Genomic DNA, 26,674 nt, shown 5'->3' on the forward strand with positions numbered 1-26,674 from the left:
TAGAAGTGTAGTTCTTAGATGGGGAAAAAGCTTTGCTATTTTTTATTTGGATTGTTAATTTTAGTTTCACTTCAATCATGCGTTGAAGAGTTGAACTTTGATCAATTTGACGATTTACAAATTGAACCAGTTTTAGAAGGAAGTATTTTGTATGTTGAAGCCCCTGAAAGTATTATTAACAGGGCGGTTGCTGCTAATTTTTACACGCAAGACTTTAATTTTGATGGGTTTTCAGATGCCTTTTTTGCTGATAGAGTAATTGACGGAGTCGTTACTTACTTAGTTGAAAATACGACCAGTAAAGATTTAAATATTACTGTTGAGTTTATAGACGATGGTGGCAACGTTTTAGATACTGAATTCTTTACTATTACACCAGCGCCCCCTGTGGAGCCAGTTTTAAGAGAAATTCCGTATGGCGGTACAGGTAGAAGTTTAGATATACTTAGAAATACTTCTGCAATACGGGTAACAGCCGAAAATGTAAATGGTGATACTTCAAGTACCTCAAGTCTGCCAGACCCTAAAGTAACAATCAAATCAAGCGGAAAATTTACACTCTCGGTTAAATGAGAAAAACAGATATTTTAATAGCTGCAATTTTATTGATAGGTGCATTTGCACAAGGTCAGAATAGACAGTTGCTCTATGATTTTAATGAAATACCACAGTCGTTGATGGTAAACCCTGGGGTTGATGTCGATTTTAAGTGGTACACGGGTATTCCGCTAACAAATATTTCTTTTCAGGCTGGATCTAGTGGTATAGCTGCTAATGATGTATTTGCTGATGATGGTCTTGATTTTACAGAGAAATTTACAAGAGAGATAATTTATGGTATGTCAACCGCTGATGAGCTTAGTGGTAATTTTCAAATTGAATATCTTAATGTAGGCTTCAGAGGTAAAAATGAAGATAATTTTTATTCCTTAGGTATTTATACAGAAGGTGATGCTATCGGTTATTGGTTTCGTGATTTAGCAATATTGGGCTTTGAAGGCAATGGTGATAATTTGAATCAACGATTTGATTTAAGTGATTTAAAAACCAGAGGTGAATTACTTAATGTTTTTCATATCGGTCTAAATAAACGAATCAGTAATAAGCTAACAATAGGGGTAAGAGCAAAAGTCTATTCTAGTATTTTCGATTTTAATTCTACTCGTAATAAAGGTTATTTTGTAACCAATGAAGGAGTTAACAATTTTTATTCAAGTACATTAGATTCTGATATGGAATGGCGTATTTCAGGCTTGCCTGCACTACGTGATGCCGAAAGAGATGGTACAATTGCCAGTACAATTACAAAACGAGCTTTTTTTGGAGGAAACCTAGGTCTTGGTGTAGATCTTGGGTTTACATATAATATTAATGATCAAACAGTTTTTACAGCAAGTCTTCTAGATCTTGGATTTATCAATCATTCTAATGATGTAAAACGTTATTCTTTAAAGGGCAAAGCTACTGTAGAGGGTGTTGAAGTGATTTTACCAGATGCGTTATCAGATCCAGATCAAGACTTCTGGGATGAATTAATTGATGAAGTAGAAGAATTGATTCCGTTTGAAGAAAGTGATGATAGTTATATCATGTTTCGCCCTACAAAATTAAATGCTTCTTTAAGATACAATTGGGGAGAACAAATGGCCACTGGAGCGAATTGCGATTGTGGTCCGTATGCCTCTAGTAGTAATAAGGGTACACGATATGCGAATAGTGTTGGTGGTCATTTATACGCTGTAAATAGACCTAGAGGTCCGCAAACTGCATTATCTGTATTTTATCAACGTAGAATAGGTAGTGTGTTAGCTTTAAAAACATCATATACTGTCGATAAATTTTCATTTACAAATATCGGTCTAGGATTAAATCTACAAGCAGGCCCTGTAAACTTTTATGTTTTAGCAGATAATCTTCTTGGTTATCAGAATTTAGCTAATAGCAATTACCAATCTTTTCAATTCGGATTAAATATTATATCTTGGGGGAAGAAATAGTTTTTCTTCAACCTATCTTTTTGGTATATCTTTTGCATGCTTAGGTATAAGATAGCAATAGTGTTTCAAAATATTTTTGGATAGTGTTGCAATACATAAATTAAAAAAGATAGATGTTTAAATCAACAAAAGTAGCATACATAGTTTTAGCGGTTTTTCTTTTCGGAAGTAGTAATCTGGCTATGGCGCAAACGAGCCTTAATAAATACAAGTACATTGTAATACCAAAAAAGTTTGAAGATTTCAAAAAAGAGAATCAGTATCAAACTAACACTTTGGTTAAGTATCTTTTTACAAAAAAAGGATTTACAACTGTTTGGGAAGATGCCATGCCAGAAGATTTGGCGAACAATCAGTGTTCAGCATTATTTATGAAGCTTAAAGAAGATTCTTCTTTGTTTAGTACTAAGACAACTGTAGTTTTAAACGACTGTAATAGACAAGAAGTATTTGTGTCTAAAGTAGGTAAGAGCAAAGACAAAGATTATAAGATAAGCTATTCAGAAGCTATAACCGATGCCATGACCTCGTTTGATACTATGAATTATAAATATGAAGGTCAAACCAACGAACCAATAACCGTTAGTTTTAAGAATGATGTTAAGGAATTAAAGGAGCCTAAAAATCCTAAAATGGATACAAAGGATCAAGATAAAAGTGTGCTTATTGAAGAAGCTACAAGAACAAAACAAACCTATAAAAGTGTTGAACCTGTTGATTCTAATGTTACGATGGCCAAGAATGAAAAGGCCACTGTTGAACAAGTTTCAACGTCTAAAGCTGCTCAAGCACAAAAAAGCTTACCGGTTGTTAATGAGAAGCAAAATAAATCGGTTTTGTATGCTCAAGAAATTTCAAATGGTTTTCAATTGGTTGATAGTACGCCAAAAATTCTTATGAAAATTTTGAAAACTTCAAAAGCTAATCATTATTTAGCATATGGAAATGCAGCAAATGGAGTAGTTTATTCTGAAAACGGAAAATGGTATTTTGAGCGATATGAAGGTGAGAATTTGATTCGAGAAGAATTGAATATTAAATTCTAGTTGTCGTATTTATCTTTCCATCGATTATTAAGAAACTCTTTAATTGCGTTCTCTCGTTGATTCTTGCCAGGTGTATAAAAAGAAGTTCCTGTTATTTCGTCAGGTAGAAACTCACTAGCTACAAAATTGTTCGCATAATCATGTGCATACTGGTATTCTTTACCATAACCAAGGTCTTTCATTAATTTAGTGGGTGCATTTCTAAGATGTAAAGGCACTGATAAATCACCAGTTTGTTTTACAACCTGTTGTGCTTTTCCCACAGCCATATAACTCGCATTACTTTTGGCAGAAGTCGCCAAATATATTGCACACTGACTTAAAACTATACGTGCTTCTGGGTAGCCAATTGTGCTTACAGCTTGAAATGTGGTGTTTGCCATTATTAAAGCTGTAGGGTTAGCTAAGCCAATATCTTCAGAGGCAGAAATCAACATTCTTCGTGCTATAAATTTCACATCTTCACCACCTTCTATCATTCTAGCCAACCAATAAACTGCTCCATTTGGGTCACTTCCTCTAATTGATTTTATAAAAGCAGAGATAATATCATAATGCTGTTCTCCTGTTTTATCATAAAGTACAGTATTCTGTTGCACTTTACTAAGAACAAGTTTATCCGTTATATTGATTGTCTTTTTATCTTCAGAAGAAACAACAAGTTCAAAAATGTTTAACAATTTTCTACCGTCGCCGCCAGAAAGTCTCAAAAGTGCTTCGGTTTCTTTTAGGTTTATTTTTTTCGATTTTAGAACATCATCCTGTTCAATAGCACGATGTAATAAAGCTTCTAAATCATCTTTACCAAACGGGTTCAGAATATATACTTGACAACGCGAGAGTAGGGCAGGTATCACCTCAAAACTTGGATTCTCGGTTGTAGCCCCAATAAGTGTTACCCAACCTTTTTCAACTGCTCCTAATAGTGAATCCTGTTGCGATTTGCTGAACCTATGAATTTCATCAATAAACAAAATCGGGTTTTTTGTAGTAAACAAGCCACCGCTTTGTTTTGCTTTTTCAATTACTTCTCTTACATCTTTAACTCCACTGCTAATAGCACTTAAAATATAGAAAGGGCGATTGCTTTCATTGGCAATAATATTGGCTAAGGTAGTTTTGCCAGTACCCGGTGGTCCCCACAGAATTAAAGAAGGAATCAACCCTTTTTTAATTTGAGTAGTCAACGAGCCTTTTTCGCCCACCAAGTGATTTTGACTAATATAATCTTCTAATGTTTTGGGTCGTACTCTTTCCGCTAACGGTTGATTCATGATATAAAAGTAAGATAATTGCAGAAATTGACGTTCTTGGTTAAAAGAAACTTATAATCGCTAATTTAAAGATATAAATAGTGCTTTAATGAGTGCATTTAATTTGCATAAGAAGTGACAATTTATCAGTTACTATTACATTGGAAGGTTTATTGCTAGAAATTAACTATGTCAGAACACCATTATTTTAAATACACTAATTCAGTCGTTTTCGCGCCAATGCTGGCGATACTAATGATATGGATTGTTTTTTGGGTAGAAATCAATTTTAAAATTAATTTAAATGATCATGGCATATACCCAAGAAGAATAAGTGGGCTTCAAGGAGTTTTGTTTAGTCCTTTTATACATGGTTCAATAGAACATTTATATAATAATACCATTCCGTTAGCCGTATTGTTAGCTTCGTTGTTTTATTTTTATCGCGAACATGCCTTGAAAGTTTTGGTATTGGGTGTTTTATTATCAGGTCTATTTACTTGGGTAATTGGTAGGCCTTCGTATCACATTGGTGCTAGTGGTGTGATTTATTTATTGGTTAGTTTCATATTCTTCAAAGGCATATTTACAAAGTATTATCGTTTAGTTGCACTTTCACTAGTTGTTGTTTTTATCTATGGAAGCTTACTTTGGTATATATTTCCGATAAAAGAAGGTATTTCTTGGGAAGGTCATTTGGGTGGATTTGTTGTAGGTTTTGTTTTCGCCATTTTTCTTAGAACGCAAATTCCATCTGCCAAAAAATATGCTTGGGAAAAAGATGATTATAATGAAGAGGAAGATTTGTTTTTACAACATTTCGATGAAAATGGAAATTTCATCGAAAAAGCCCCCGAAGAAAATATTGTCGATGATGTGGATGTAATTAAAATAACATATCATCTAAAAAAAGATTCCAGTGATGAAAACCTTTAATAAATAGCCTTCGTCAGAAGATAGATATAACCCTAACTTTATTAAGTCTGACGTTGACGTACCGTTTCATATAAGAAAACAGCGCACGCAACAGAAACATTTAAAGAAGCAATTTCGCCCAGTAGCGGTAGCTTGGCTTTCTCATCAACAGCTTTTAAAGTTGAAGGTGAAATACCTTTTCCTTCAGCGCCCATAACAATGGCACAAGATTCTTTTAAGCGTAACTCGTAAATAGTTTTGTCTGTTTTTTCAGTAGCGGCTATTACTTTGATGCCAGACGCTTGTAAAAAATATACAGCATCTTTAATATGGTCAACTTTAGCAATTGGAACTTTAAAAACAGCCCCAGCAGAAGTTTTAACAGTGTCTGCTGTAACAGGAGCTGCACCATGCTTGGGAATAATTATAGCATCTACCCCGGTACATTCGGCAGTTCTAATAATTGCACCAAAATTACGAACGTCAGAGACTTGATCAAGTAAGAGTAGGAGTGGAGCTTCTTTTGAATTTAGTACTTGTTCAATCAGGGTTTCAAAATCATGGAAATCAATTGGCGAAATATTCGCAACAGCCCCTTGATGATTGTTTTTAGTTAGTCGGTTTAGTTTTTCAATTGGCACATACGACATGTTTATGCCATTTTTACGCACTAAGCCTTCAAGTTCTTTAGCTATATCACCACTAAGTCCTCTTTGAAGAAAGACTTTGTCAATTGGTTTTTCAGCATTTATAGCTTCTATTATGGCTCTTATACCATAGATTTGATCGGTTGTTTGCATGGGGTAAAGGTAAATAAAAAAACCACCCTGATTAAGGGTGGTTTATGGGAATAATTTTGACCTAATAAGTTAAGGTAAATCGATTATTTTAGCGGTGCTTTTATATCCGTAATGTTTAAAAATTACACCTGGACTATCTGAAAATTCAGCATTAAAAGAAATACTATCTACCACTTCACCACTTGGAGTAGTTGCACCACCCTTTGTTATTGTGCCTTCTGTTATGTTAACCTTCACTTCAAAATGAAGTTCGTCTAAATCTGTGCCAGAAAAAGTCATGGAATTAAAGTCAAGATTTACTTTGGCCTTTAATCCATAATAATGCTCTAAATCATCTAACCACATCGAATCTGTAGAATTGGCTGCAGTATTATAGGTGGTAATTAAAATGTCTTCAGCAGCAGTTTCACCATCTACATCTATATTAACCACCCAAGTTCCAGTTAATGCACCAATAGCGATATCACTCTCATCTGGAACAGATTCAACTTTTTCACAGGATACAAAAGAACTTATTAAAGCAAAACTTAGAAATAAGTAGCTTAATTTCTTTAAAATTATATTATAATTCATTTTTTAAGTTTTTTTAATTAGTAGTAAATATCTGTTTGAGTAAAGACAGTTTCAAATGTATAGCCAAAACTCCAATCAACGGTAAGGGTTAAGGTCTTAGCAACTGGATCTACAATTAAGCTAACAAAAGTATTATCTCCGCCAAAAGTATTTGTAGTAACAGTACCTTCACTAGTAAAATCATTTGCCGCAATATTATTGGCTTTAAGTACCATGCCAGGTGTGGCATATGACACACCAATAGCTCTACCATATTCATACCAACCACCTTGAGCATCAGATATTGCGTATCTATCATCACCTAAGTCCTTAATGATAAATGGACCATTATCTGAGTAACCATCAGGAGTGCTTCCGTCTCTTGCAACGGTACCCGTATACATCCCGGCTATACTTGTAACTAAATCACCATTACATTCAGGCCATAAAACTGATCTAAACCCAGTAGCTGGAATTCCATCAACATTAAAAGCACTATAGGCAACAGAGTAACTGTCGGTACCATCTACTGATGTTCCTCCGAAATATTTGCCACTTACTTTTGTTACTAATTCTATAGGCGCTCCCGCAGCTGATGCCGCAGCACCAGGGTCTGAATATGAAGTTGCATTACAGTCAAGAACAACATCTTCGCCTACTAAGGTAATTAGAGGTAAGTAGGTTACCACTGATGCATCATCTGCACCAGGAGCCTCTACACTAGGGTCACAACTAGTTAATAACAATCCAAAGATTGAGAACGTACATACTATTAATTTATATTTTTTCATCTTTTCTTTTTTTTTAATTATCCCAAAAAATGGCATCTGTAATGCTTCTTTGTGGTGATGCATTTGGATTTAAACTTCTTTCAGACTCTGGGTATAACCACGCAGAAGGAAATGTTCCACTAGGTAATACAGATAATGGAGGCGTTTGAAAAATTCCATCAGTAAATAGTCTGCTTGAAGGTCTGTCAAATCTTCGCGATTCAATCCATCCCTCATCTTCTTGTGTCCCATTTAGAGATATCCATTTTTGAATACCTATAAGGTCAAGTTGAGCGTCCAATGTGGCAGCACTAGCAAAATCTAAGGTGCTAATATAAGTAGCAGGGTCTGCAACTTCCATGTAGTTAAAGTTTAATTCAATAGCTGTAGAGAATGCTGCCTCTGCGTTATCACTTGTATTATAACGTGCATCCGCCTCAGCTCTTAAGAACCAAACTTCCCAAGGACTCATTAAAATAGCTGGTTTTGTTTCTCCATAAGCATATTCAGAAGCCATACTATAATCAGACGCTGGAGCAGTAAATGGCTCATCATCTATAGTTCCCTGATCTATTCCGCGTAAAGCGCCTTCAGAAACCCCTGTAGTCGCTTTGGTGTATAATACATCAGCTCTAGGGTCATTAAGTGATTGAAGTAGGTTTAGCGATGCGTTACTAGCAAAGTAAAACATACCTACACCAAATTCAGCTCTCGCAAACATTGGATTTTGATCACCAGAAACTCCAGAAAATGGAATGAAAGGCATATCATTGACAGTTTCAATAAAAGTGCCACTATTAATTAAGGCTTGTATGGCAGCTCCTTGAGGGTTTACTTCAGAAGTTCTCATTAAGATTCTCAATTTCAATGAATTGGCAAATTTTGTCCATTTTGCTATATCACCTTGATAAATAAAGTCATCTTCTCCAACTGTCCCTGATTCTGCTAAGGCTAAATCTGCAAGCGCTTCATCCAACATTGTAACTAATCCTGGATATATAGTTGACTCAGCTGAATCTGAATTAGGTGTTAAATTTGAGCCATCTTCAATTGCACCAGAAATGGCTTCTGTAAATGGAATATCACCAAAATGATCAACTAAACCTTGAAATAAGTGGGCTTTTAAAACATTCGCTATACCTCTATATGCGGCAGAACTACTGTTTTTAGTAATTGAATTTAAATCAGTAAGTGAATTCGCATATGCTCGCTGCCAGTAACCATTAAAATCACCACTAGCAGAAACGAAACGTTCTTCATTTCCAATTGATACTCCTATACCCCATGTATAGTATTGGCTCCAAACGAAAGATTCACTATAATTTAAATCTTGTTCAACAATATATCCCATAAATGCAATAGCGGAACTCAAAACTTGTGCGTCACCAGCAGATGGAAAAGTATTCGGGTCTATATTAACTTCTTCTAAACTATCACTACATGAAAAGCTTAGGGTTAATAATAGAATAAGAAATATGTTTTTTATGTTCTTCATCGTATTATTTTTTTTATTAAAATGACAATTGTAAGCTTAGTCCTAAACTTCTTGAAGAAGGTGTTTGAGTTGTTTCAATACCTTGAGCATTACCTGTAGTACTAACACTGCCATTTGAACTAGTGCTAATTCCGTTAACTTCTGAATCAGCATATTTGTTACTGTCAGCAAACCAATACATAAGGTTCTTACCAAATAAAGATACTCTTGCATTAGTAAAGAAAGTATCTTTTAGGAATGCATTATTAAAGGTATAACTCAATTCTACCTCTCTTAATTTTAAGAAACTAGCATCAATTAAATGTATTGAAACTGGCGCATCATAATTAGTAAAATAATCTTGCTCGGTAATTTGAACGGTATTTTCAGAGAAAGTACCATCACCATTATCAACAACTGAATTTGGAATAATATAAGGTTCTCTATTATAGATTGTAGTGTTTACGTTAGTTCCATTAAAATCTGTTTGATACTTTGTGTGTGAGGCAAAAAGGCCTCCTTTTTTCTTATCAAATAAAACCCTAAACCCAAATCCTTTGTAGTTTACATTGGCACCAAAATTTAGCAAATAATCAGGTTGGTTATTTCCTAGAATTACATCATCATCAGTATATACAGGAAAACCAGTATTACCATCAACAATAACTTGACCTTGATCATTGTACTTAAAGTCATTTCCTTTAAAAGAACCATATGGCAATCCTTCTTTGGCAACCATATTAACTGTAGTACCTGCAGCAAAACCAAAAGTACCAATGTTTAATTCATCGATATCATCTGTAATTGTAATAACCTCATTATCGTTAGTAGAAAAAGCTCCAAACAATTCAAAATCTAAACCGTCAACCAAACCGTTAATTGGTTTTAAAGTAAATGCTAATTCATGTCCTTTGTTCTCCATTCTACCAATATTACTTACAGTCTGAGTGTAACCTGTTGACCGTGGTAGGCTTATTGTAACCAATTGATCATCGTGAATTGAATGATAATAGGTATAAGCTAAACTAACTCTATTTTTAAAAAATCCTAAATCTGCACCAACTTCATAAGTAGTGGTTAGTTCAGGTTTTAATCCCGGGTTCCCAATTCTGTTTCCAATTGTAAATCCAGGAACACCATCTTTTGGTAAGTTTAGTGCAAAATCACCTAAATCTACTATTTGTGGATTACCCAAAAAGTAAGAGTTTAGTAGGTATAAATCAGCATCCTTACCAGATGTACCATAACTACCTCTTAGTTTGGCATAATTTAAAACGTTATTTTCTATATTAAATAAATCCGTTACCACTACAGAAGTACCAACCGCACCATATAAAAAGGAATTGTTTGCTGTAGGAAGCGTAGACGACCAGTCATTTCTTGCAGATAATTCTAAAAACGCAGCATCTTTATATCCAAGAGTAGCATTACCTAAAACTCCGAAAATTCTATACTTAGTTCTACGCATACTTGAAGTAGGCTGCTGACTACTGTTTGATAAATTATATGTGTCAGGAACCACTAATCCACCTACTGTACTACCTGTTAAGCGCTCAGTACTTCTTTGAAAGAAATTATATCCTGCTGTAGCCGTTAATTTTAGGTCTTCAGTAAACTCCGTATCATAATTAAACATTACTGTAGCATCAAGATTTTCTACTTGAGTATTGGAGTTAATGTATTCTCCTAAAGAATTATGCCGTCCATTTCGGGTTGTAATTTCTAAGTCGTCGGCCCAAACCAATTGTTCACCTCTTGTATAAGTTGGCGTCCATATATCGGTTTGTGTATTAACAATATTGGCACCAAATCGACCTGTTAAAGATAAGTTATCTAAAAAGTTATAAGTTAAAGAGGCATTCGCCAAAAAGTTGTCGATGTCTCCCTCATTTCCATATTCGTTTAAGATATAATATGGGTTTACAGAGGAATATGATCCCCAGTATCCATTAAGATCATGATATGGGCTATTATAGTCTCGTAATTCGGTAAATGGGATGTTTACCGGAGATTGAGTTGCCATTGCAAAGGCGTTGTTTCCTTCAAAAGCCCGAGCTCCTTCTTGCGCTGTATTTTGTTGAACATTAGCATAACTAACTTTAAAATCGGACTTAAGCCTATCGCTTAGTTTTGCAGAGGCGTTAAAAGAAATATTGTTTCTTTTATAAGAAGTATTATCAAGTATACCTGTTTGATCGGTATTACCCAAAGAAACATAATAACTAAATCCATCATTAGAACCTGATATGTTTACATTTTGTGTAACAGTAAAACCAGTGTTGAAAAAATCTTTCAATTGATTACGTACTGCACTGTATGGTCTTGTTAAAGCTTCTAATGATCCATCCCCATCAGCATCAATTGGCGAAGTCCATGGTCTTACAACACCATCAAAAGCAGGCCCCCAAGACCAGTTTTCTCCAGAATCTAAATGTAAGTTGTCATATCCTTGTCCAAATTTACTTTGGCGTTGTAAATTAATAATCGCTGTTTCCATTGAGGTGGAACCATTGTAATTTACCTGCATCTTCTTGCCTTTACCTGTTTTGGTAGTAATAAGAACAACACCTGAAGCACCACGTGACCCATAAAGTGAAGTTGCTGAAGGACCTTTTAAAATAGTTACAGATGCTATATCGTCAGGATTGACGTCATTGAATCTATTACCAAAATCGGAATACCCTGTCGTTGCTGAATCAGAACCTCCAGAAGTAGAAGTGTTATCAATTGCAACACCATCAATAACAATTAAGGCATTGTTGTCTCCAGTAAGCGAACCTGAACCTCTTAATACAATTCTTGTAGAAGCGCCAACAGAACCTGAAGCAGTAGAAAGATTTACACCTGCTGCTTTTCCTCTTAATGCTTCTAATGCATTTTTGTTTGGTACAGAAAGTAAGTCTTCTGATTTAACAGTTTGGTTGGCATAAACTGTTGCCTTCGCATTTCTGTCACCAGTACCAAAAGCTGTAACTACAACCTCCTCAAGTGCTTCAGCATCATCGCTCATTTGTACGTTTACAGTATTCGAAGCGCCAATGGTACGTAACTCAGTTTTTTGACCGATATACGAGAACACAAGTACTTGACCTGTAGAACCGTTGATGGTGTAATTTCCATCAAAATCTGTCTGAGTACCATTTGTAGTACCTTGAACAAGAATGTTTACTCCTGGTAATGGTACGCCATCTTGGTCACTAACCACACCAGTTATTGACTTGTCTTGCGCATAAGAAAAATGCACAACCAAAGCCAATAGAATTGTTAAAATTCCTTTAAATTTTGTTTTCATTGTTATATTTATTTGAATTAGCTAAGCGCAAAAATCACATATTCATGTTAATAAACCAAAATAATATTAATAAAACTTTAAGAGATGGTGGTGTTAATACAACTTTCTTGATCTTTTTTGTGATAGAATACGAATAGTTCAATTAAATGATTAAAAATACAGTAATAATGCAAAATTAGAATCTACTGGTTGAATAAAATTAATTTGATTGCGGTTTTTTGGGTGTATTTTTTAAATAATCGCATTTATTATGCATGCATTTTATATGATTGTTTGTTTATTGCTGTTTTTTAGGGGTTTTTCATGGGTTTGAGAAAAAAAAATAAAATTACTCGTTTAGGATTTGAATTATTATGAAATAGTATTACATTTGCCGTCCCTTAAATGAGGGTAAGTTTTATACATATACAATTTAGTATGCCAACGATATCACAATTAGTAAGAAAAGGAAGGTCGACAATTACGAAGAAAAGTAAGTCGGCAGCCTTAGAATCATGTCCACAACGTAGAGGGGTTTGTACACGTGTTTACACTACTACTCCAAAGAAGCCGAACTCAGCAATGCGTAAAGTTGCAAGGGTAAGGTTGACAAATGGTAAAGAAGTGAATGCTTATATTCCAGGAGAGGGTCACAACCTTCAAGAGCACTCAATTGTTTTGGTGCGTGGTGGTAGAGTAAAAGATTTACCAGGTGTGAGATATCACATTGTTAGAGGAGCGCTAGATACAGCTGGTGTTGCAGGAAGAACACAACGTAGATCAAAATACGGTGCTAAGCGTCCAAAAAAATAGAGAAAGTTAAAAGATGAATAATTTCATCTTATACCTTATATATATACCATGAGAAAAAAGCAGGCAAAAAAGAGGCCAATTTTACCAGATCCAAGATTTGATGATCAGCTGGTTACGCGTTTTGTGAATATGATGATGTGGGATGGAAAGAAATCCGTAGCTTTTAGTGTATTCTATGATGCGATGGATATCGTAGAAGAGAAAAAGACTGATGAAGAGAAGTCTTCATTAGAGCTTTGGAAAGATGCACTTTCAAACGTAATGCCGCATGTTGAAGTGCGCAGTCGTAGAGTTGGTGGTGCTACTTTTCAGATTCCAATGCAGATTCGTCCTGATCGTAAGATTTCTACAGCTATGAAATGGTTGATTAGCTATTCAAGAAAACGTAACGAAAAAGGTATGGCTCAGAAATTGGCAGCTGAAGTATTAGCGGCTTCTAAGGAAGAGGGTGCTGCGGTCAAGAAAAGAGTTGATACGCACAAGATGGCAGAAGCAAATAAAGCATTTTCTCACTTTAGATTTTAATCAGTAATGGCAAGAGATTTAAAATTTACACGAAACATAGGTATTGCGGCGCATATTGATGCTGGAAAAACCACAACTACCGAGCGTATATTATTTTATACGGGTGTAAGTCATAAGATAGGTGAGGTTCATGATGGTGCTGCTACTATGGACTGGATGGAGCAAGAGCAAGAACGTGGTATTACAATTACTTCTGCGGCAACAACTTGTGAATGGCAATTTCCAATGGAAAATGGTCAGCCTACTGCAGATGCAAAAGGGTATCATTTTAATATTATTGACACTCCGGGTCACGTAGATTTTACTGTTGAGGTAAATAGATCTTTGCGTGTTCTTGATGGGTTGGTTTTCTTGTTTAGTGCTGTTGATGGTGTTGAGCCTCAGTCAGAAACTAACTGGAGGCTTGCTGATAATTATAAAGTTCCAAGAATTGGTTTTGTAAATAAAATGGACCGTCAGGGTTCTAACTTCTTAATGGTTTGTAAGCAGGTCAAAGAGATGTTAGGTTCTAATGCGGTGCCAATTGTTTTGCCAATTGGTGATGAAGCTGATTTTAGAGGCATCGTTGATTTGGCAAAAAACAGAGCAATTGTTTGGCATGAAGAAGGTTTTGGTGCCACTTTTGACGTGATTGATATTCCTGAAGAAATGAAAGCTGAAGTACGTGAGTATAGAGCTGCTTTGATAGAGGCTGTTGCGGAATATGATGAGGAATTGATGGAGAAATTCTTCGAAGATGAAGATTCTATTACTGAAGAAGAAGTACATGCTGCTTTAAGAGCTGCTGTGATGGATCGAGCAATCATTCCAATGATATGTGGTTCTTCTTTTAAAAATAAAGGTGTACAGTTCTTGTTAGATGCTGTATGTAGATATTTACCTTCGCCTGTAGATAAAGAGGCGATTATAGGTACAAATCCAGAAACAGGTGAGCAAGAATCTCGTAAGCCTAGTGTTAAGGAACCATTTGCTGCTTTAGCATTTAAAATTGCTACCGATCCTTTTGTTGGTCGTTTAGCTTTCTTTAGAACATATTCTGGTCGTTTAGATGCTGGTTCTTATATATTGAACAATCGTTCAGGTAAGAAAGAGCGTATTTCTCGTATCTATCAAATGCATTCAAATAAACAAAATGCTATCGATTTTATCGAAGCAGGTGATATTGGTGCAGCTGTAGGTTTTAAGGATATTAAAACTGGTGATACAATGTCTGCTGAAAAGCATCCTATCGTTCTAGAGAGTATGGACTTTCCTGATCCGGTAATTGGTATTGCTGTAGAGCCTAAAACTAAGGTTGATGTAGATAAATTGGGAATGGCTTTAGCTAAATTAGCTGAAGAAGATCCTACCTTCCAAGTAAAAACAGATGAAGCTTCAGGTCAGACTATTATTTCTGGTATGGGTGAGCTTCACTTAGATATTATTGTTGACCGTTTAAGACGTGAATTCAAAGTTGAAGTGAACCAAGGTGAGCCTCAAGTAGAATATAAAGAAGCGTTAACTAAAATGGCTGCACACAGAGAAACTTATAAAAAGCAATCTGGTGGTCGTGGTAAGTTCGGTGATATTGTATTTGAAATGAGTCCTGCTGATGATGATTTCGAAGGTGAAGGATTGCAATTTGTTGATCAAATTAAAGGTGGTCGTATTCCTAAAGAATTTATTCCATCTGTAGAAAAAGGATTTGCTGCAGCAATGATGAATGGTCCTTTGGCTGGATTTGAAATGGATACTATGAAAGTAGTATTGAAAGATGGATCTTTCCACCCTGTGGATTCAGATGCACTTTCTTTCGAATTAGCTGCTAAAATGGGGTACAAAGCCGCTGGAAAAGCTGCTGGTGCTGTAATTATGGAGCCAATCATGAAGTTAGAAGTTATCACTCCAGAAGAAAATATGGGTGATATTGTAGGTGACTTGAATAGAAGAAGAGGTACTATTAGTGATATGAGTGATAGAGCAGGTGCTAAAGTTGTTAAAGGTACTGTTCCACTTTCAGAAATGTTTGGTTATGTTACTTCCTTGAGAACTTTGTCTTCAGGTAGAGCAACATCAACAATGGAATTTTCACACTATGCTGAAACTCCATCAAATATTTCAGAAGAAGTAATAAAGGCAGCAAAGGGCATAACAGCTTAATTTTTAGAAGATGAGTCAGAAAATTAGAATAAAGTTAAAATCTTACGATTACAATTTAGTAGATAAGTCTGCTGAGAAAATCGTAAAAACGGTTAAGACAACCGGTGCAGTTGTAACAGGACCAATTCCGTTGCCTACACATAAAAAGATATTTACGGTTTTGCGTTCACCTCACGTGAATAAGAAATCAAGAGAGCAATTTCAATTAAGTTCTTACAAAAGACTTCTTGATATTTATAGTTCTTCATCAAAGACTATTGATGCTCTAATGAAACTTGAACTTCCTAGTGGAGTTGAAGTTGAGATAAAAGTATAGTTAATATGTTTCCACGAGAGTGGGAATAGACATGTCCAGAGCTGCGTGCAATGGAAAAACGGAAACAAAAATATATTCAGGGTAGAATAATTTTTGACCCTGTTTTTTTTGTCAAATGAGTTAGGTAAAAAAAAGAGTATAAACAGAGGAGGGGTTTTAAAATTGAAATCTCAAGTCTAAAATTTAAATCAAATGTCTGGGTTAATAGGAAAAAAAGTAGGCATGACCAGCATCTTCGACGAGAATGGGAAAAATATTCCTTGCACCGTTATTGAAGCCGGGCCATGTGTAGTTACCCAAGTCAGAACTGAAGAAGTTGATGGGTATAGTGCTCTTCAACTTGGTTTCGATGACAAGGCAGAGAAACGAGCTAATAAGGCCGAAATGGGTCATTATAAAAAAGCTGGTTCTTCTCCCAAGAAAAAAGTCGTTGAATTCAAAGGTTTTGATGGGGAACACAAATTAGGTGATACAATAAATGTAGACCTATTTGCAGAAGGTGAATTTGTTGATGTTATTGGTACATCAAAAGGTAAAGGTTTTCAAGGTGTTGTAAAACGTCATGGCTTTGCTGGTGTAGGTCAAGCAACACACGGTCAACATAACAGATTAAGAGCTCCGGGTTCTATTGGTGCAGCTTCATATCCTGCAAGAGTTTTTAAAGGAATGAAAATGGCAGGTAGAATGGGTAATGATAGAGTTACCGTTCAGAACCTTAAAGTTTTGAAAGTAGTGCCTGAGAAAAACCTTATCGTAGTGAAAGGTTGTGTACCTGGTCATAAGAATGCTTACGTAACCATTGAGAAATAATGAAGGTAGCGGTTTTAGATATTAAAGGAAAAGAAACAGGTAGAAAGGCAGACCTTTCTGACGATGTTTTCGCAATAGAGCCAAATGAGCATGCTGTTTATTTAGATGTTAAGCAATTTTTAGCACATCAAAGACAGGGTACACATAAGGCAAAGGAACGTGGAGAGATTGCGGGTAGTACTCGTAAGATTAAAAAGCAAAAAGGTACTGGTACAGCAAGAGCTGGTAGTATTAAGTCGCCTATCTTTAGAGGTGGTGGTCGAATATTTGGCCCTAGACCTAAAGATTATACTCAAAAGTTGAACAAGAATGTTAAGCGTCTTGCTCGTAAATCAGCATTGAGTATGAAGTCAAAAGACAAGGCTATTTTAGTTGTTGAGGACTTTAGTTTTGAGTCTCCAAAAACGAAGGATTTTATGCAAGTTTTAAAGTCTTTGGGATTAGAAAATAAAAAATCTCTTGTGGTGTTGGGTGATTCAAATAATAGTGTATATTTGTCTTCGCGTAATTTGACCCGTTCAGAGGTTGTAACTAGCTCAGAAATAAGTACTTACAAGATTATGAACGCGAATAATATAATCCTTTGTGAAGGAGCGGTTGAAGGTCTTATCGCGAATTTAAATAAATAGTAAATCATGAGTGTATTAATAAAACCAATTATAACTGAAAAAATGACCGCTGATAGTGAGTTGTTCAATCGTTATGGTTTCGTTGTTGAGCTTAAGGCTAACAAAATACAAATCAAGGAAGAAGTAGAAGCTACATACGGAGTTTCTGTTCAGAAAGTTAGAACCATGATTTACGGACCAAAACGTAAAACACGTTTTACTCGATCAGGTGTTCAGCATGGAAAAACGAATAGCTATAAAAAAGCTATCGTTGATGTAGTTGAAGGTGATATAATCGATTTTTACAGTAATCTATAGCATTAAGAATGTCAGTTAGAAAATTAAAACCGATAACCCCAGGACAGCGTTTTAGAGTAGTAAATGGTTTTGACGCCATTACTACTGATAAGCCGGAGAAAAGCTTGCTTGCTCCGTTAAAAAAGTCTGGTGGTAGGAACAGTCAAGGAAAAATGACCATGCGCCATAGAGGTGGTGGGCATAAGAGAAGATATCGTGTTATCGATTTCAAAAGGGAAAAGCATAATGTTGCTGGAACTGTGAAATCAATTCAATATGATCCTAACAGAACTGCATTTATTGCTTTGTTAGAATATAGTGATGGTGAAAAGCGCTACGTTATTGCTCAAAATGGTCTACAAGTAGGTCAAGAGTTGAAATCTGGCGAAAAAGCTACTCCTGAAATAGGTAATGCATTACCATTAAGTGCCATTCCATTAGGAACAATTATATCATGTATTGAATTACGACCTGGTCAAGGAGCTGTTATGGCTAGAAGTGCAGGTACTTTTGCTCAATTAATGGCGAGAGATGGTAAGTTTGCAACTGTAAAAATGCCATCTGGTGAAACAAGATTAATTCTTGTTAATTGTTTAGCAACTATAGGAGCTGTTAGTAACTCTGATCATCAATTACTTGTGTCTGGTAAAGCTGGTAGAAGTAGATGGTTGGGTAGAAGACCAAGAACTAGACCAGTTGCAATGAACCCAGTCGATCACCCAATGGGTGGTGGTGAAGGTAGAGCTTCAGGTGGTCATCCAAGATCAAGAAATGGTATACCTGCTAAAGGGTATCGTACAAGGTCTAAGACTAAGAGCACAAACAAGTATATCATAGAACGTAGAAAGAAATAAAATTAGAAAGAAATGGCACGTTCATTAAAGAAAGGACCTTACGTTCACTATAGTTTAGAGAAGAAAATACAGCAAGCTGCGAGTTCTGGCAAGAAGTCAGTAATCAAAACTTGGTCTAGAGCTTCAATGATAACTCCTGATTTTGTTGGGATGACAATTGCGGTTCATAATGGAAGACAGTTTGTTCCGGTTTATGTTACTGAGAATATGGTTGGTCATAAATTAGGAGAATTTTCGCCTACACGTTCTTTTAGAGGACATGCAGGGGCTAAGAATAAAGGAAAGAAGTAAGCTATGGGAGTTCGAAAAAGAGAAATGGCCGAAAGAATCAAGGCTGAGAAAAAGCAAGTTGCTTTTGCAAAATTAAATAACTGTCCAACATCGCCAAGAAAAATGCGATTGGTAGCAGATTTAATAAGAGGTGTTCAAGTTGAAAAGGCTTTAGCTATATTAAAGTTTAATTCAAAAGAAGCTTCTAGAAAAGTAGAAAAACTTTTACTTTCAGCAATTGCGAATTGGCAAGCTAAAAATGAAGATGCTAATGTTGAAGAAGCAGATTTATTTGTAAAAGAAATACGTGTTGATAGTGGTAGTATGTTAAAAAGACTACGACCAGCACCTCAAGGAAGAGCACATAGAATTAGAAAACGTTCGAACCATGTTACTTTGATTCTTGGTTCAAATAATAACACAGCAAGTTAGAATGGGACAGAAAACAAATCCGATAGGAAACCGTCTAGGCATTATCAGAGGTTGGGAATCCAACTGGTACGGTGGCGATGATTACGGCGACAAGCTTGCTGAAGATGATAAGATTAGAAAATATATTCACGCAAGACTTGCAAAAGCTAGTGTGTCAAGAGTGATTATTGAAAGAACTCTTAAACTTATCACAGTTACTGTTACTACTGCAAGACCTGGTATCATCATTGGTAAAGGTGGTCAAGAAGTAGATAAGCTTAAAGAAGAGCTTAAGAAAATTACTGGTAAAGAAGTACAGATTAATATTTACGAAATAAAAAGACCAGAAGTTGATGCTAATTTGGTTGCAGCAAGTGTTGCACGTCAAATTGAAAGCAGAATTTCTTTTCGAAGAGCTATTAAAATGGCAATTGCTGCGGCAATGCGTATGAACTCTGAGGGAATAAAAATTCAAATATCAGGTCGTTTGAATGGTGCTGAAATGGCACGTTCAGAAACATATAAAGATGGTCGTATTCCATTATCTACTTTTAGAGCAGATATTGATTATGCCCTTCATGAAGCTCACACAACATATGGTCGCCTTGGTATTAAGGTTTGGATTATGAAAGGTGAAGTATATGGAAAAAGAGAATTATCTCCATTGGTAGGCATGCAAAAAGGCCAATCAGGAAAAGGAGGAAAGCAAGATGGTGGTAGAAAACAACAACCACGTCGTAGAAAGTAATTTTAAAGCAACAGAGTAATGTTACAACCGAAGAGAACGAAGTTCAGAAAAATGCAGAAGGGCCGTATGAAAGGCATCTCCGGCAGGGGTCACCAGCTTTCGAATGGTATGTTCGGCATCAAGTCTTTGGATGCAGCTTTTTTGACTTCACGTCAAATAGAAGCAGCGCGTATCGCAGCGACAAGATATATGAAAAGAGAAGGGCAACTTTGGATTAAGATATTTCCAGACAAGCCTATTACCAAGAAGCCATTAGAAGTACGTATGGGTAAAGGTAAAGGTGCTCCTGAATATTTCGTTGCAGTGGTCAAGCCAGGAAGAGTGATGTTTGAAATTGCAGGTGTGCCAATTGATATAGCAAAAGAAGCCCTCAGGTTGGCTGCACAGAAGTTACCTGTTAAAACGAAATTTATTATAGCTAGGGATTATTCGATCCAAGATTAATTTTGAATTGAGATGAAACAATCAGAGATAAAAGAAATGTCGGTCGAAGTACTATCTGAAAAGATAGCCGAGTATAGAAAGCAATATGCGGATTTAAAGTTGGCTCATTCAGTCACACCTTTAGAAAATCCACTTCAGATTAGACAGGTAAGAAGAACTGTGGCTAGATTGGCAACGGAATTAACTAAAAGGGATAACCAATAACTGGTTCTGCTTTATGGAAAAAAGAAATTTAAGAAAAGAGAGAATTGGTGTCGTTACAAGTGACAAAATGGAGAAATCTATTGTAGTTGCAGAAGTAAAGAGAGTTAAGCACCCAATGTACGGTAAGTTCGTATTGCGCACAAAGAAATATGTTGCGCATGATGAAAAGAACGATTGTAAAGAAGGTGATACCGTAAAAATTATGGAGACCCGACCTATTAGCAAGAACAAATGCTGGAGGTTAGTTGAAATTTTGGAAAGAGCTAAATAATTATGTTACAGCAAGAATCAAGATTAAAGGTAGCGGACAATACAGGAGCGAAAGAGGTTTTAACCATTCGTGTTCTTGGAGGTACTAAAAGAAGATATGCTTCTATTGGTGATAAAATTGTTGTTACTGTAAAGGAGGCGACTCCGAACGGTGGTATCAAAAAGGGCGCAGTTTCAACTGCTGTCGTTGTAAGAACCAAAAAGGAAGTTAGAAGACCAGATGGTTCTTATATCAGATTTGATGACAATGCTTGTGTATTGTTAAATCCGACTGGTGAAATGAGAGGTACTCGTGTTTTCGGACCAGTGGCTAGAGAATTGCGTGATAAGCAGTTTATGAAAATTGTTTCATTAGCACCTGAGGTACTTTAAAAATTGAAAGCGATGAAATTAAAGATAAAAACAGGAGACGTTGTAAAGATTGTTGCAGGTGACCATAAAGGAACTGAAGGCAAGGTTGTCAGTGTCGACAAAATAAAAAATAAGGCAATTGTTGAAGGTGCTAATATGGTATCTAAACATGAAAAGCCTAGTGCAAAAAATCCTCAAGGTGGTATTGTAAAAAAAGAAGCACCTATTCATATTTCTAACTTGTCATTACTTGATAAAGATGGTAATACTACTAGAGTTGGATATGAAGAGAGAGACGGTAAAAAAGTACGTGTTTCCAAGAAATCGAAAGAAGTAATTTAATTATGTCCTACGTAACAAGATTAAAAAAAGAGTATACCGAGCGAATCGTTGATTCGTTGAAACAAGAGTTTGGGTATAGCAATGTTATGCAAGTACCAAAACTGCAAAAGATAGTTGTTAGTCGTGGTATAGGTGCAGCAGTTGCAGATAAGAAATTAATTGACCATGCGGTTGAAGAGTTGACTAATATTACTGGTCAACGTGCAGTAGCAACAATTTCTAAGAAAGATGTTGCGGCATTCAAATTGCGTAAGGGCATGCCAATAGGTGCGAAGGTTACTTTAAGAGGTGAGCGCATGTATGAATTTTTAGATAGATTGGTTACAAGTGCACTACCTCGTGTAAGAGATTTTCAAGGCATCAAAGCAAGTGGTTTTGATGGTCGTGGCAACTATAGTCTTGGTGTTACTGAACAAATTATATTTCCTGAGATAAATATTGATAGAATCAATAGAATTAACGGAATGGATATTACTTTTGTGACTTCGGCTGATACCGATAAAGAAGCAAAATCATTATTAACCGAATTAGGTTTACCTTTTAAAAAGAACTAATATGGCTAAGGAGTCAATGAAAGCCCGTGAAAGAAAAAGGGCAAAAACGGTAGCAATTTATGCTGAGAAAAGGAAAGCTTTGAAAGAAGCTGGAGATTACGAAGCATTACAGAAGTTACCAAAAAATGCATCTCCAGTGCGTATGCGTAATAGATGTAAATTGACTGGAAGACCTAGAGGATACATGAGAAATTTTGGTATCTCAAGGGTGATGTTCCGTGAAATGGCAAACAAAGGGTTAATACCCGGAGTTAAAAAAGCAAGTTGGTAAAAACATTAACTGGTTTCAGGTTTAGCAATTGTGCTGAAAACCGTCACCGCAATATATATAAATGGTAACAGATACTATAGCAGATTATTTAACAAGAATACGCAACGCTAGTCGCGCTGGTCATAGAGTTGTTGAAATACCTGCATCGAATTTAAAGAAAGAAATTACCAAGATATTATTCGATCAAGGTTATATCTTAAGTTATAAATTCGAAGAAAATAAAGTTCAAGGTTCAATTAAGATTGCTTTGAAATATGACAAGTTTACAAAAGAAGCTGTAATTAAAAAATTACAACGTGTTAGTAAACCAGGTCTTCGTAAATATGCTGCTTCAGAAGATTTGCCAAGAGTCTTGAATGGTTTAGGTGTGGCAATTGTTTCTACTTCTCATGGAGTAATGACAAGCAAGCAGGCAAAGGCAGAAAATGTAGGCGGCGAAGTGCTGTGTTACGTATATTAATCGAATAAAGAAGTATTAGAAAATGTCTAGAATAGGTAATAATCCAGTTGCAATTCCCGAGGGAGTTACCGTCGAAGTTAAAGATGGTGTGATTTCTGTTAAAGGGAAATTGGGAGAACTTACACAAGAATATTCAGCGGTTGAAGTGAAAGTAGAAGATGCTCAAGTATGGGTAACTCGTCCTTCAGATTCTAAAGAAAGCAAAGCAAGACACGGTTTATATCGTTCCTTGGTTTCCAATATGTTGGAAGGTGTTTCTAAAGGATGGTCCAAAGAATTAGAATTGGTTGGTGTAGGTTATAGAGCTAGTAATCAAGGACAGAAATTAGATCTAGCATTAGGCTTTTCGCATAATATAGTTTTAGATATTGCTCCAGAAGTAAAGATTGAAACTGTATCTGAAAAAGGAAAGAATCCTATTGTAAAGCTAACATCTTTTGACAAACAATTAGTGGGTCAGGTAGCAGCGAAAATTAGATCATTCCGTAAACCAGAACCTTACAAAGGAAAAGGTATCAAGTTTGTTGGTGAAGAATTAAGAAGAAAAGCTGGTAAGTCAGCCTAATAATATATAGACATGGGATTATCAACGTCTGAAAGAAAACTCAGAATACGAAGAAGAATTAGAAAAGTTTCTGTTGGAACTGCAGAAAGACCACGTCTTTCTATATTTAGAAGCAACAGTGCAATTTATGCTCAAGTTATAGATGATAACAGTGGTGTTACTATTGCTGCTGCATCTTCAAGAGATAAAGAATTGGCGAAAGCCAAAGGCACTAAAAGTGAAATAGCAGCTATGGTTGGTAAAGCAATAGCTGAAAAAGCAACTAAAGCAGGTATTGATAAAGTAGCTTTTGATAGAGGTGGAAATCTATATCATGGTCGAGTGAAATCATTAGCTGACGGCGCAAGAGAAGCAGGACTTAAATTTTAAAGAATATATGTACCAGAAATACAAAAACGTAGAAACCGTTAAGCCAGGAGGTCTAGATTTAAAAGATCGTTTAGTTGGTGTTCAAAGGGTTACTAAAGTTACAAAAGGTGGACGTGCCTTCGGATTTTCGGCAATAGTTGTTGTTGGTGATGAGAATGGTGTAGTAGGTCACGGTCTTGGTAAATCAAAAGAAGTAGCAACGGCAATTGCAAAAGCAATAGAAGATGCTAAAAAGAATTTGATTCGCATACCTTTAAATAAAGGAACCGTACCTCATGAGCAGAAAGGTAAATTTGGAGGAGCAAGAGTTTTCTTTAAACCAGCTTCTCATGGTACAGGTGTAATTGCAGGTGGTGCAGTAAGAGCGGTATTAGAAGCTGTAGGAGTGCAAGATGTACTTTCAAAGTCTCAAGGATCGTCTAATCCGCACAATGTTGTTAAAGCTACATTTGATGCTTTATTACAATTGAGAGATGCGGGTACTGTTGCAAAGCAACGTAATATTTCTTTAGATAAAGTTTATAAAGGATAATAAATAGTACAATGTACTAGGTAAATAGTGTTGAAAGGTTGTTTAATATAACTGCAAAATACCAATTACTAAATTCGAATTAAGATGGCTAAGATTAAAGTAAAGCAAGTAAAAAGTAACATTAAGAGGCCTCAAAACCAGAAACGGACATTAGAGGCATTAGGGTTGCATAGAATAGGTCAAGTGGTAGAACACGATGATACGCCTAGTGTACTTGGAATGATAAACACAGTTAAACATTTGGTTTCCACAGAGGAAGCTTAAGATATATAAGTAAATGGATTTAAATAATCTACAACCCGCAGAGGGATCTACCAATAGAGCAGGTAAACGATTAGGAAGAGGACAAGGTTCTGGTAAAGGTGGAACTGCCGCTAGAGGGCACAAAGGTGCAAAATCTAGGTCTGGTTATTCTAAGAAAATCGGATTTGAAGGTGGGCAAATGCCATTGCAAAGACGTGTTCCTAAATTTGGTTTTACCAACATTAATCGTAAAGAATACAAGGGTATAAACCTTGATAAATTACAAGAGCTTGTTGATAATAAAGTAGTAAAAGATACTATCACTTTTGATACTTTAATTGAAAATAGGTTAGCTCGTAAAAACGACTTGGTGAAAATATTAGGAGGTGGTGAATTAAAAGCTTCCTTAAAAATTTCAGTACATAAGTTTACTGCCACAGCGAAAGCAGCTATTGAAAAAGCTGGCGGAGAAGCAATAAATTTATAAGCATACCCAGACACCATGAAGAAATTTTTCGAGACAATATCTAATATGTGGAAGATTGAGGAGCTAAGAAATAGAATTCTTATGACTCTTGGGCTTCTTTTGGTATATCGTTTTGGCTGTCAAATCGTATTGCCAGGTATTGACTCTAGTCAATTAGGTGGATTGGTTGACGGTACAGGAACTGATCAAGGTATCTTTGGTCTATTAAATGCCTTTACTGGTGGTGCATTTGCTAATGCTTCAGTATTTGCATTAGGTATTATGCCTTATATTTCTGCTTCAATTGTTGTGCAATTGATGAGTATAGCTATTCCTTATCTGCAAAAATTAGATAAAGAAGGTGAAAGTGGAAGAAAAACAAAAAGTCAGATTACTAGATGGTTAACGATTGGTATTTGTATTGTACAGGCACCAACATACTTATTTGGTCTTTCTGCATTTGGAGTTCCTGATTCTGCTTTCTTAATGGGTCGTGGTTTAGATTTCATGATTCCAGCAGTAATTATTTTAGTGTCAGGTTGTGTATTTGCAATGTGGTTAGGTGAAAAAATTACAGATAAAGGTATTGGTAATGGTATATCATTATTAATCATGATAGGTATTATTGCTTCTATGCCGCAATCATTTGTACAAGAAGCAGTAACAAGATGGAATGGCGTTGGCGGACCGATGATGGTTTTAGTAGAAGTCATTATATGGTTCTTAGTTATTTTGGCTTGTGTACTTTTGGTAATGGCAATGCGTCAGATACCAGTACAGTATGCTAGAAGAACAGCTTCTGGAGGTTATGAAAAGAATGTAATGGGATCTAGACAATTTATTCCGTTAAAATTGAACGCTTCTGGTGTAATGCCTATTATATTTGCACAGGCAATAATGTTTGTACCAAGTATGTTAGGTAGCATGTTTAATGATACCACGGTAGGTCAATGGATTGAAGTTCAATTTGCTGATATATTTGGTTGGGCATATAATATTTTATTCGGTTTTTTAATTATAGTATTTACTTTTTTCTATACAGCGATTACAGTACCTACTAATAAAATGGCCGATGATTTAAAAAGAAGCGGTGGTTTTATTCCAGGTATTCGTCCAGGGAAAGAAACCGGTGATTATTTAGACAAAATTATGTCATTAATTACCTTGCCAGGCTCTATATTCTTAGCATTATTGGCGGTATTACCAGCAGTAATTGTTAAGGTGTTAGATGTGCAGGCAGGTTGGGCATTATTTTATGGTGGTACATCACTATTAATTTTAGTAGGTGTGGCTATAGATACAGTACAGCAGGTAAATGCTTATTTGTTGAATAGGCATTATGACGGATTAATGAAAACAGGTAAGAACAGAAAAGTAGCATAATTATAGATGGCTAAACAAGCAGCAATAGAACAAGATGGAAGTATAATTGAAGCATTGTCAAATGCAATGTTTCGAGTAGAGTTGGAAAACGGTCACGTAGTGACAGCTCATATTTCTGGTAAAATGCGAATGCATTATATCAAATTACTTCCTGGTGATAAGGTTAAGCTTGAGATGAGCCCCTATGATTTAACAAAGGCGAGAATTACTTATAGATATTAGAACGGATTACAATGAAAGTAAGAGCATCCATAAAAAAGAGAAGTGCCGAGTGCAAAATAGTGCGCAGAAAAGGCAGATTGTACGTTATCAACAAAAAGAATCCTAGATTTAAACAAAGACAAGGATAAT

General features: G+C 35.8%; 37 protein-coding genes. 31 read left to right on the forward strand and 6 right to left on the reverse strand.

Features of this window, described 5'->3' with window-relative positions:
- Window positions 1–18: 18 nt before the first annotated feature.
- The 3 genes from JQC67_RS08130 to JQC67_RS08140 all read left to right on the forward strand — a co-directional run bounded on the left by JQC67_RS08130 (window position 19) and on the right by JQC67_RS08140 (window position 3,043).
- On the forward strand, window positions 19–573 hold the full coding sequence (locus tag JQC67_RS08130) for a hypothetical protein (RefSeq protein WP_203252324.1): 555 nt from the start codon (window positions 19–21) through the stop codon (window positions 571–573).
- Entirely contained in the window at window positions 570–1,997 is a 1,428-nt protein-coding gene (locus tag JQC67_RS08135) for a DUF5723 family protein (protein ID WP_203252325.1), read from the forward strand. The genes JQC67_RS08130 and JQC67_RS08135 overlap by 4 nt, the downstream gene beginning before the upstream one ends.
- A 113-nt stretch (window positions 1,998–2,110) precedes the next feature.
- Window positions 2,111–3,043 (forward strand): hypothetical protein, encoded by a 933-nt coding sequence (locus JQC67_RS08140; RefSeq protein WP_203252326.1) that lies wholly within the window; start codon window positions 2,111–2,113, stop codon window positions 3,041–3,043.
- On the opposite strand, the gene JQC67_RS08145 is transcribed toward JQC67_RS08140, so the two are convergent.
- Window positions 3,040–4,317, reverse strand: a complete 1,278-nt coding sequence (locus tag JQC67_RS08145; RefSeq protein WP_203252327.1) for a replication-associated recombination protein A — start codon at window positions 4,315–4,317, stop codon at window positions 3,040–3,042. The genes JQC67_RS08140 and JQC67_RS08145 overlap by 4 nt on opposite strands.
- A 168-nt stretch (window positions 4,318–4,485) precedes the next feature.
- On the opposite strand from JQC67_RS08145, the gene JQC67_RS08150 reads away from it, so the two are divergent.
- Entirely contained in the window at window positions 4,486–5,232 is a 747-nt protein-coding gene (locus tag JQC67_RS08150; protein WP_203252328.1) for a rhomboid family intramembrane serine protease, read from the forward strand.
- Window positions 5,233–5,273: 41 nt separating this feature from the next.
- On the opposite strand, the gene rlmB is transcribed toward JQC67_RS08150, so the two are convergent.
- The 5 genes from rlmB to JQC67_RS08175 form a co-directional block, all read right to left on the reverse strand.
- Window positions 5,274–6,011, reverse strand: coding sequence for a 23S rRNA (guanosine(2251)-2'-O)-methyltransferase RlmB (rlmB, locus tag JQC67_RS08155; RefSeq protein ID WP_203252329.1), 738 nt, complete (start codon window positions 6,009–6,011; stop codon window positions 5,274–5,276).
- 69 nt (window positions 6,012–6,080) lie between these two features.
- Window positions 6,081–6,584, reverse strand: a complete 504-nt coding sequence (locus JQC67_RS08160) for a lipid-binding protein (RefSeq protein WP_203252330.1) — start codon at window positions 6,582–6,584, stop codon at window positions 6,081–6,083.
- A gap of 17 nt (window positions 6,585–6,601) precedes the next feature.
- On the reverse strand, window positions 6,602–7,354 hold the full coding sequence (locus JQC67_RS08165) for a hypothetical protein (RefSeq protein WP_203252331.1): 753 nt from the start codon (window positions 7,352–7,354) through the stop codon (window positions 6,602–6,604).
- Between the two features lie 13 nt (window positions 7,355–7,367).
- The gene (locus JQC67_RS08170; RefSeq protein ID WP_203252332.1) at window positions 7,368–8,828 is read right to left on the reverse strand and encodes a SusD/RagB family nutrient-binding outer membrane lipoprotein; all 1,461 of its coding nucleotides are present in this window, start codon (window positions 8,826–8,828) and stop codon (window positions 7,368–7,370) included.
- Between the two features lie 16 nt (window positions 8,829–8,844).
- Entirely contained in the window at window positions 8,845–12,099 is a 3,255-nt protein-coding gene (locus JQC67_RS08175; protein WP_203252333.1) for a SusC/RagA family TonB-linked outer membrane protein, read from the reverse strand.
- Window positions 12,100–12,516: 417 nt separating this feature from the next.
- On the opposite strand from JQC67_RS08175, the gene rpsL reads away from it, so the two are divergent.
- The 27 genes from rpsL (at window position 12,517) to ykgO (ending at window position 26,673) form a co-directional block, all read left to right on the forward strand.
- Window positions 12,517–12,891, forward strand: coding sequence for a 30S ribosomal protein S12 (rpsL, locus tag JQC67_RS08180; RefSeq protein ID WP_153757444.1), 375 nt, complete (start codon window positions 12,517–12,519; stop codon window positions 12,889–12,891).
- A gap of 48 nt (window positions 12,892–12,939) precedes the next feature.
- Window positions 12,940–13,416: a 30S ribosomal protein S7 gene (rpsG, locus tag JQC67_RS08185; protein ID WP_203252334.1), complete on the forward strand. Its 477-nt coding sequence runs from the start codon at window positions 12,940–12,942 to the stop codon at window positions 13,414–13,416.
- Between the two features lie 6 nt (window positions 13,417–13,422).
- Window positions 13,423–15,555, forward strand: a complete 2,133-nt coding sequence (gene fusA / locus JQC67_RS08190) for an elongation factor G (protein ID WP_203252335.1) — start codon at window positions 13,423–13,425, stop codon at window positions 15,553–15,555.
- Window positions 15,556–15,565: 10 nt separating this feature from the next.
- Window positions 15,566–15,871 (forward strand): 30S ribosomal protein S10, encoded by a 306-nt coding sequence (gene rpsJ, locus JQC67_RS08195; protein ID WP_008613600.1) that lies wholly within the window; start codon window positions 15,566–15,568, stop codon window positions 15,869–15,871.
- Between the two features lie 192 nt (window positions 15,872–16,063).
- Window positions 16,064–16,681 carry a 50S ribosomal protein L3 gene (gene rplC / locus JQC67_RS08200; RefSeq protein ID WP_203252336.1) on the forward strand — a complete coding sequence of 206 codons (618 nt, stop codon included), beginning with the start codon at window positions 16,064–16,066 and terminating at the stop codon, window positions 16,679–16,681.
- Window positions 16,681–17,310, forward strand: coding sequence for a 50S ribosomal protein L4 (gene rplD / locus JQC67_RS08205; RefSeq protein ID WP_203252337.1), 630 nt, complete (start codon window positions 16,681–16,683; stop codon window positions 17,308–17,310). Before rplC ends, rplD begins: the two co-directional genes overlap by 1 nt.
- A gap of 6 nt (window positions 17,311–17,316) precedes the next feature.
- On the forward strand, window positions 17,317–17,607 hold the full coding sequence (gene rplW / locus JQC67_RS08210; RefSeq protein ID WP_203252338.1) for a 50S ribosomal protein L23: 291 nt from the start codon (window positions 17,317–17,319) through the stop codon (window positions 17,605–17,607).
- A gap of 8 nt (window positions 17,608–17,615) precedes the next feature.
- Window positions 17,616–18,440: a 50S ribosomal protein L2 gene (gene rplB / locus JQC67_RS08215; RefSeq protein ID WP_203252339.1), complete on the forward strand. Its 825-nt coding sequence runs from the start codon at window positions 17,616–17,618 to the stop codon at window positions 18,438–18,440.
- A gap of 12 nt (window positions 18,441–18,452) precedes the next feature.
- The gene (rpsS, locus tag JQC67_RS08220) at window positions 18,453–18,731 is read left to right on the forward strand and encodes a 30S ribosomal protein S19 (RefSeq protein WP_203252340.1); all 279 of its coding nucleotides are present in this window, start codon (window positions 18,453–18,455) and stop codon (window positions 18,729–18,731) included.
- Window positions 18,732–18,734: 3 nt separating this feature from the next.
- Window positions 18,735–19,142, forward strand: coding sequence for a 50S ribosomal protein L22 (gene rplV, locus JQC67_RS08225; protein ID WP_203252341.1), 408 nt, complete (start codon window positions 18,735–18,737; stop codon window positions 19,140–19,142).
- A 1-nt stretch (window position 19,143) separates the two neighbouring features.
- On the forward strand, window positions 19,144–19,869 hold the full coding sequence (gene rpsC / locus JQC67_RS08230; protein WP_203252342.1) for a 30S ribosomal protein S3: 726 nt from the start codon (window positions 19,144–19,146) through the stop codon (window positions 19,867–19,869).
- Window positions 19,870–19,887: 18 nt separating this feature from the next.
- Window positions 19,888–20,313: a 50S ribosomal protein L16 gene (gene rplP / locus JQC67_RS08235; protein WP_203252343.1), complete on the forward strand. Its 426-nt coding sequence runs from the start codon at window positions 19,888–19,890 to the stop codon at window positions 20,311–20,313.
- 12 nt (window positions 20,314–20,325) lie between these two features.
- The gene (rpmC, locus tag JQC67_RS08240; RefSeq protein WP_203252344.1) at window positions 20,326–20,517 is read left to right on the forward strand and encodes a 50S ribosomal protein L29; all 192 of its coding nucleotides are present in this window, start codon (window positions 20,326–20,328) and stop codon (window positions 20,515–20,517) included.
- Between the two features lie 13 nt (window positions 20,518–20,530).
- Window positions 20,531–20,788, forward strand: a complete 258-nt coding sequence (gene rpsQ, locus JQC67_RS08245) for a 30S ribosomal protein S17 (protein ID WP_203252345.1) — start codon at window positions 20,531–20,533, stop codon at window positions 20,786–20,788.
- Between the two features lie 2 nt (window positions 20,789–20,790).
- Window positions 20,791–21,159: a 50S ribosomal protein L14 gene (gene rplN, locus JQC67_RS08250; protein ID WP_013993867.1), complete on the forward strand. Its 369-nt coding sequence runs from the start codon at window positions 20,791–20,793 to the stop codon at window positions 21,157–21,159.
- Window positions 21,160–21,171: 12 nt separating this feature from the next.
- Window positions 21,172–21,480: a 50S ribosomal protein L24 gene (rplX, locus tag JQC67_RS08255; RefSeq protein WP_203252346.1), complete on the forward strand. Its 309-nt coding sequence runs from the start codon at window positions 21,172–21,174 to the stop codon at window positions 21,478–21,480.
- A gap of 2 nt (window positions 21,481–21,482) precedes the next feature.
- Entirely contained in the window at window positions 21,483–22,034 is a 552-nt protein-coding gene (rplE, locus tag JQC67_RS08260; protein ID WP_203252347.1) for a 50S ribosomal protein L5, read from the forward strand.
- Between the two features lies 1 nt (window position 22,035).
- Window positions 22,036–22,305, forward strand: coding sequence for a 30S ribosomal protein S14 (gene rpsN / locus JQC67_RS08265; protein ID WP_203252348.1), 270 nt, complete (start codon window positions 22,036–22,038; stop codon window positions 22,303–22,305).
- A gap of 61 nt (window positions 22,306–22,366) precedes the next feature.
- Window positions 22,367–22,765, forward strand: a complete 399-nt coding sequence (rpsH, locus tag JQC67_RS08270; protein ID WP_203252349.1) for a 30S ribosomal protein S8 — start codon at window positions 22,367–22,369, stop codon at window positions 22,763–22,765.
- A gap of 22 nt (window positions 22,766–22,787) precedes the next feature.
- Window positions 22,788–23,330: a 50S ribosomal protein L6 gene (gene rplF / locus JQC67_RS08275; RefSeq protein ID WP_203252350.1), complete on the forward strand. Its 543-nt coding sequence runs from the start codon at window positions 22,788–22,790 to the stop codon at window positions 23,328–23,330.
- 12 nt (window positions 23,331–23,342) lie between these two features.
- The gene (rplR, locus tag JQC67_RS08280) at window positions 23,343–23,699 is read left to right on the forward strand and encodes a 50S ribosomal protein L18 (protein ID WP_203252351.1); all 357 of its coding nucleotides are present in this window, start codon (window positions 23,343–23,345) and stop codon (window positions 23,697–23,699) included.
- 7 nt (window positions 23,700–23,706) lie between these two features.
- The gene (gene rpsE, locus JQC67_RS08285; RefSeq protein WP_203252352.1) at window positions 23,707–24,231 is read left to right on the forward strand and encodes a 30S ribosomal protein S5; all 525 of its coding nucleotides are present in this window, start codon (window positions 23,707–23,709) and stop codon (window positions 24,229–24,231) included.
- Window positions 24,232–24,315: 84 nt separating this feature from the next.
- Entirely contained in the window at window positions 24,316–24,495 is a 180-nt protein-coding gene (rpmD, locus tag JQC67_RS08290; RefSeq protein WP_203252353.1) for a 50S ribosomal protein L30, read from the forward strand.
- A 13-nt stretch (window positions 24,496–24,508) separates the two neighbouring features.
- Window positions 24,509–24,961, forward strand: coding sequence for a 50S ribosomal protein L15 (rplO, locus tag JQC67_RS08295; protein ID WP_203252354.1), 453 nt, complete (start codon window positions 24,509–24,511; stop codon window positions 24,959–24,961).
- A 15-nt stretch (window positions 24,962–24,976) separates the two neighbouring features.
- Complete coding sequence (gene secY, locus JQC67_RS08300; RefSeq protein WP_203252355.1) at window positions 24,977–26,323, forward strand: preprotein translocase subunit SecY; 1,347 nt, start codon at window positions 24,977–24,979, stop codon at window positions 26,321–26,323.
- 6 nt (window positions 26,324–26,329) lie between these two features.
- Window positions 26,330–26,545 (forward strand): translation initiation factor IF-1, encoded by a 216-nt coding sequence (gene infA / locus JQC67_RS08305; protein ID WP_013305172.1) that lies wholly within the window; start codon window positions 26,330–26,332, stop codon window positions 26,543–26,545.
- 11 nt (window positions 26,546–26,556) lie between these two features.
- Entirely contained in the window at window positions 26,557–26,673 is a 117-nt protein-coding gene (ykgO, locus tag JQC67_RS08310; RefSeq protein WP_013621733.1) for a type B 50S ribosomal protein L36, read from the forward strand.
- The last annotated feature ends 1 nt before the right edge of the window (window position 26,674 follow it).

The organism is Aurantibacter crassamenti, assembly GCF_016811105.1.
In the GTDB taxonomy this organism is placed as follows: domain Bacteria; phylum Bacteroidota; class Bacteroidia; order Flavobacteriales; family Flavobacteriaceae; genus Aurantibacter_A; species Aurantibacter_A crassamenti.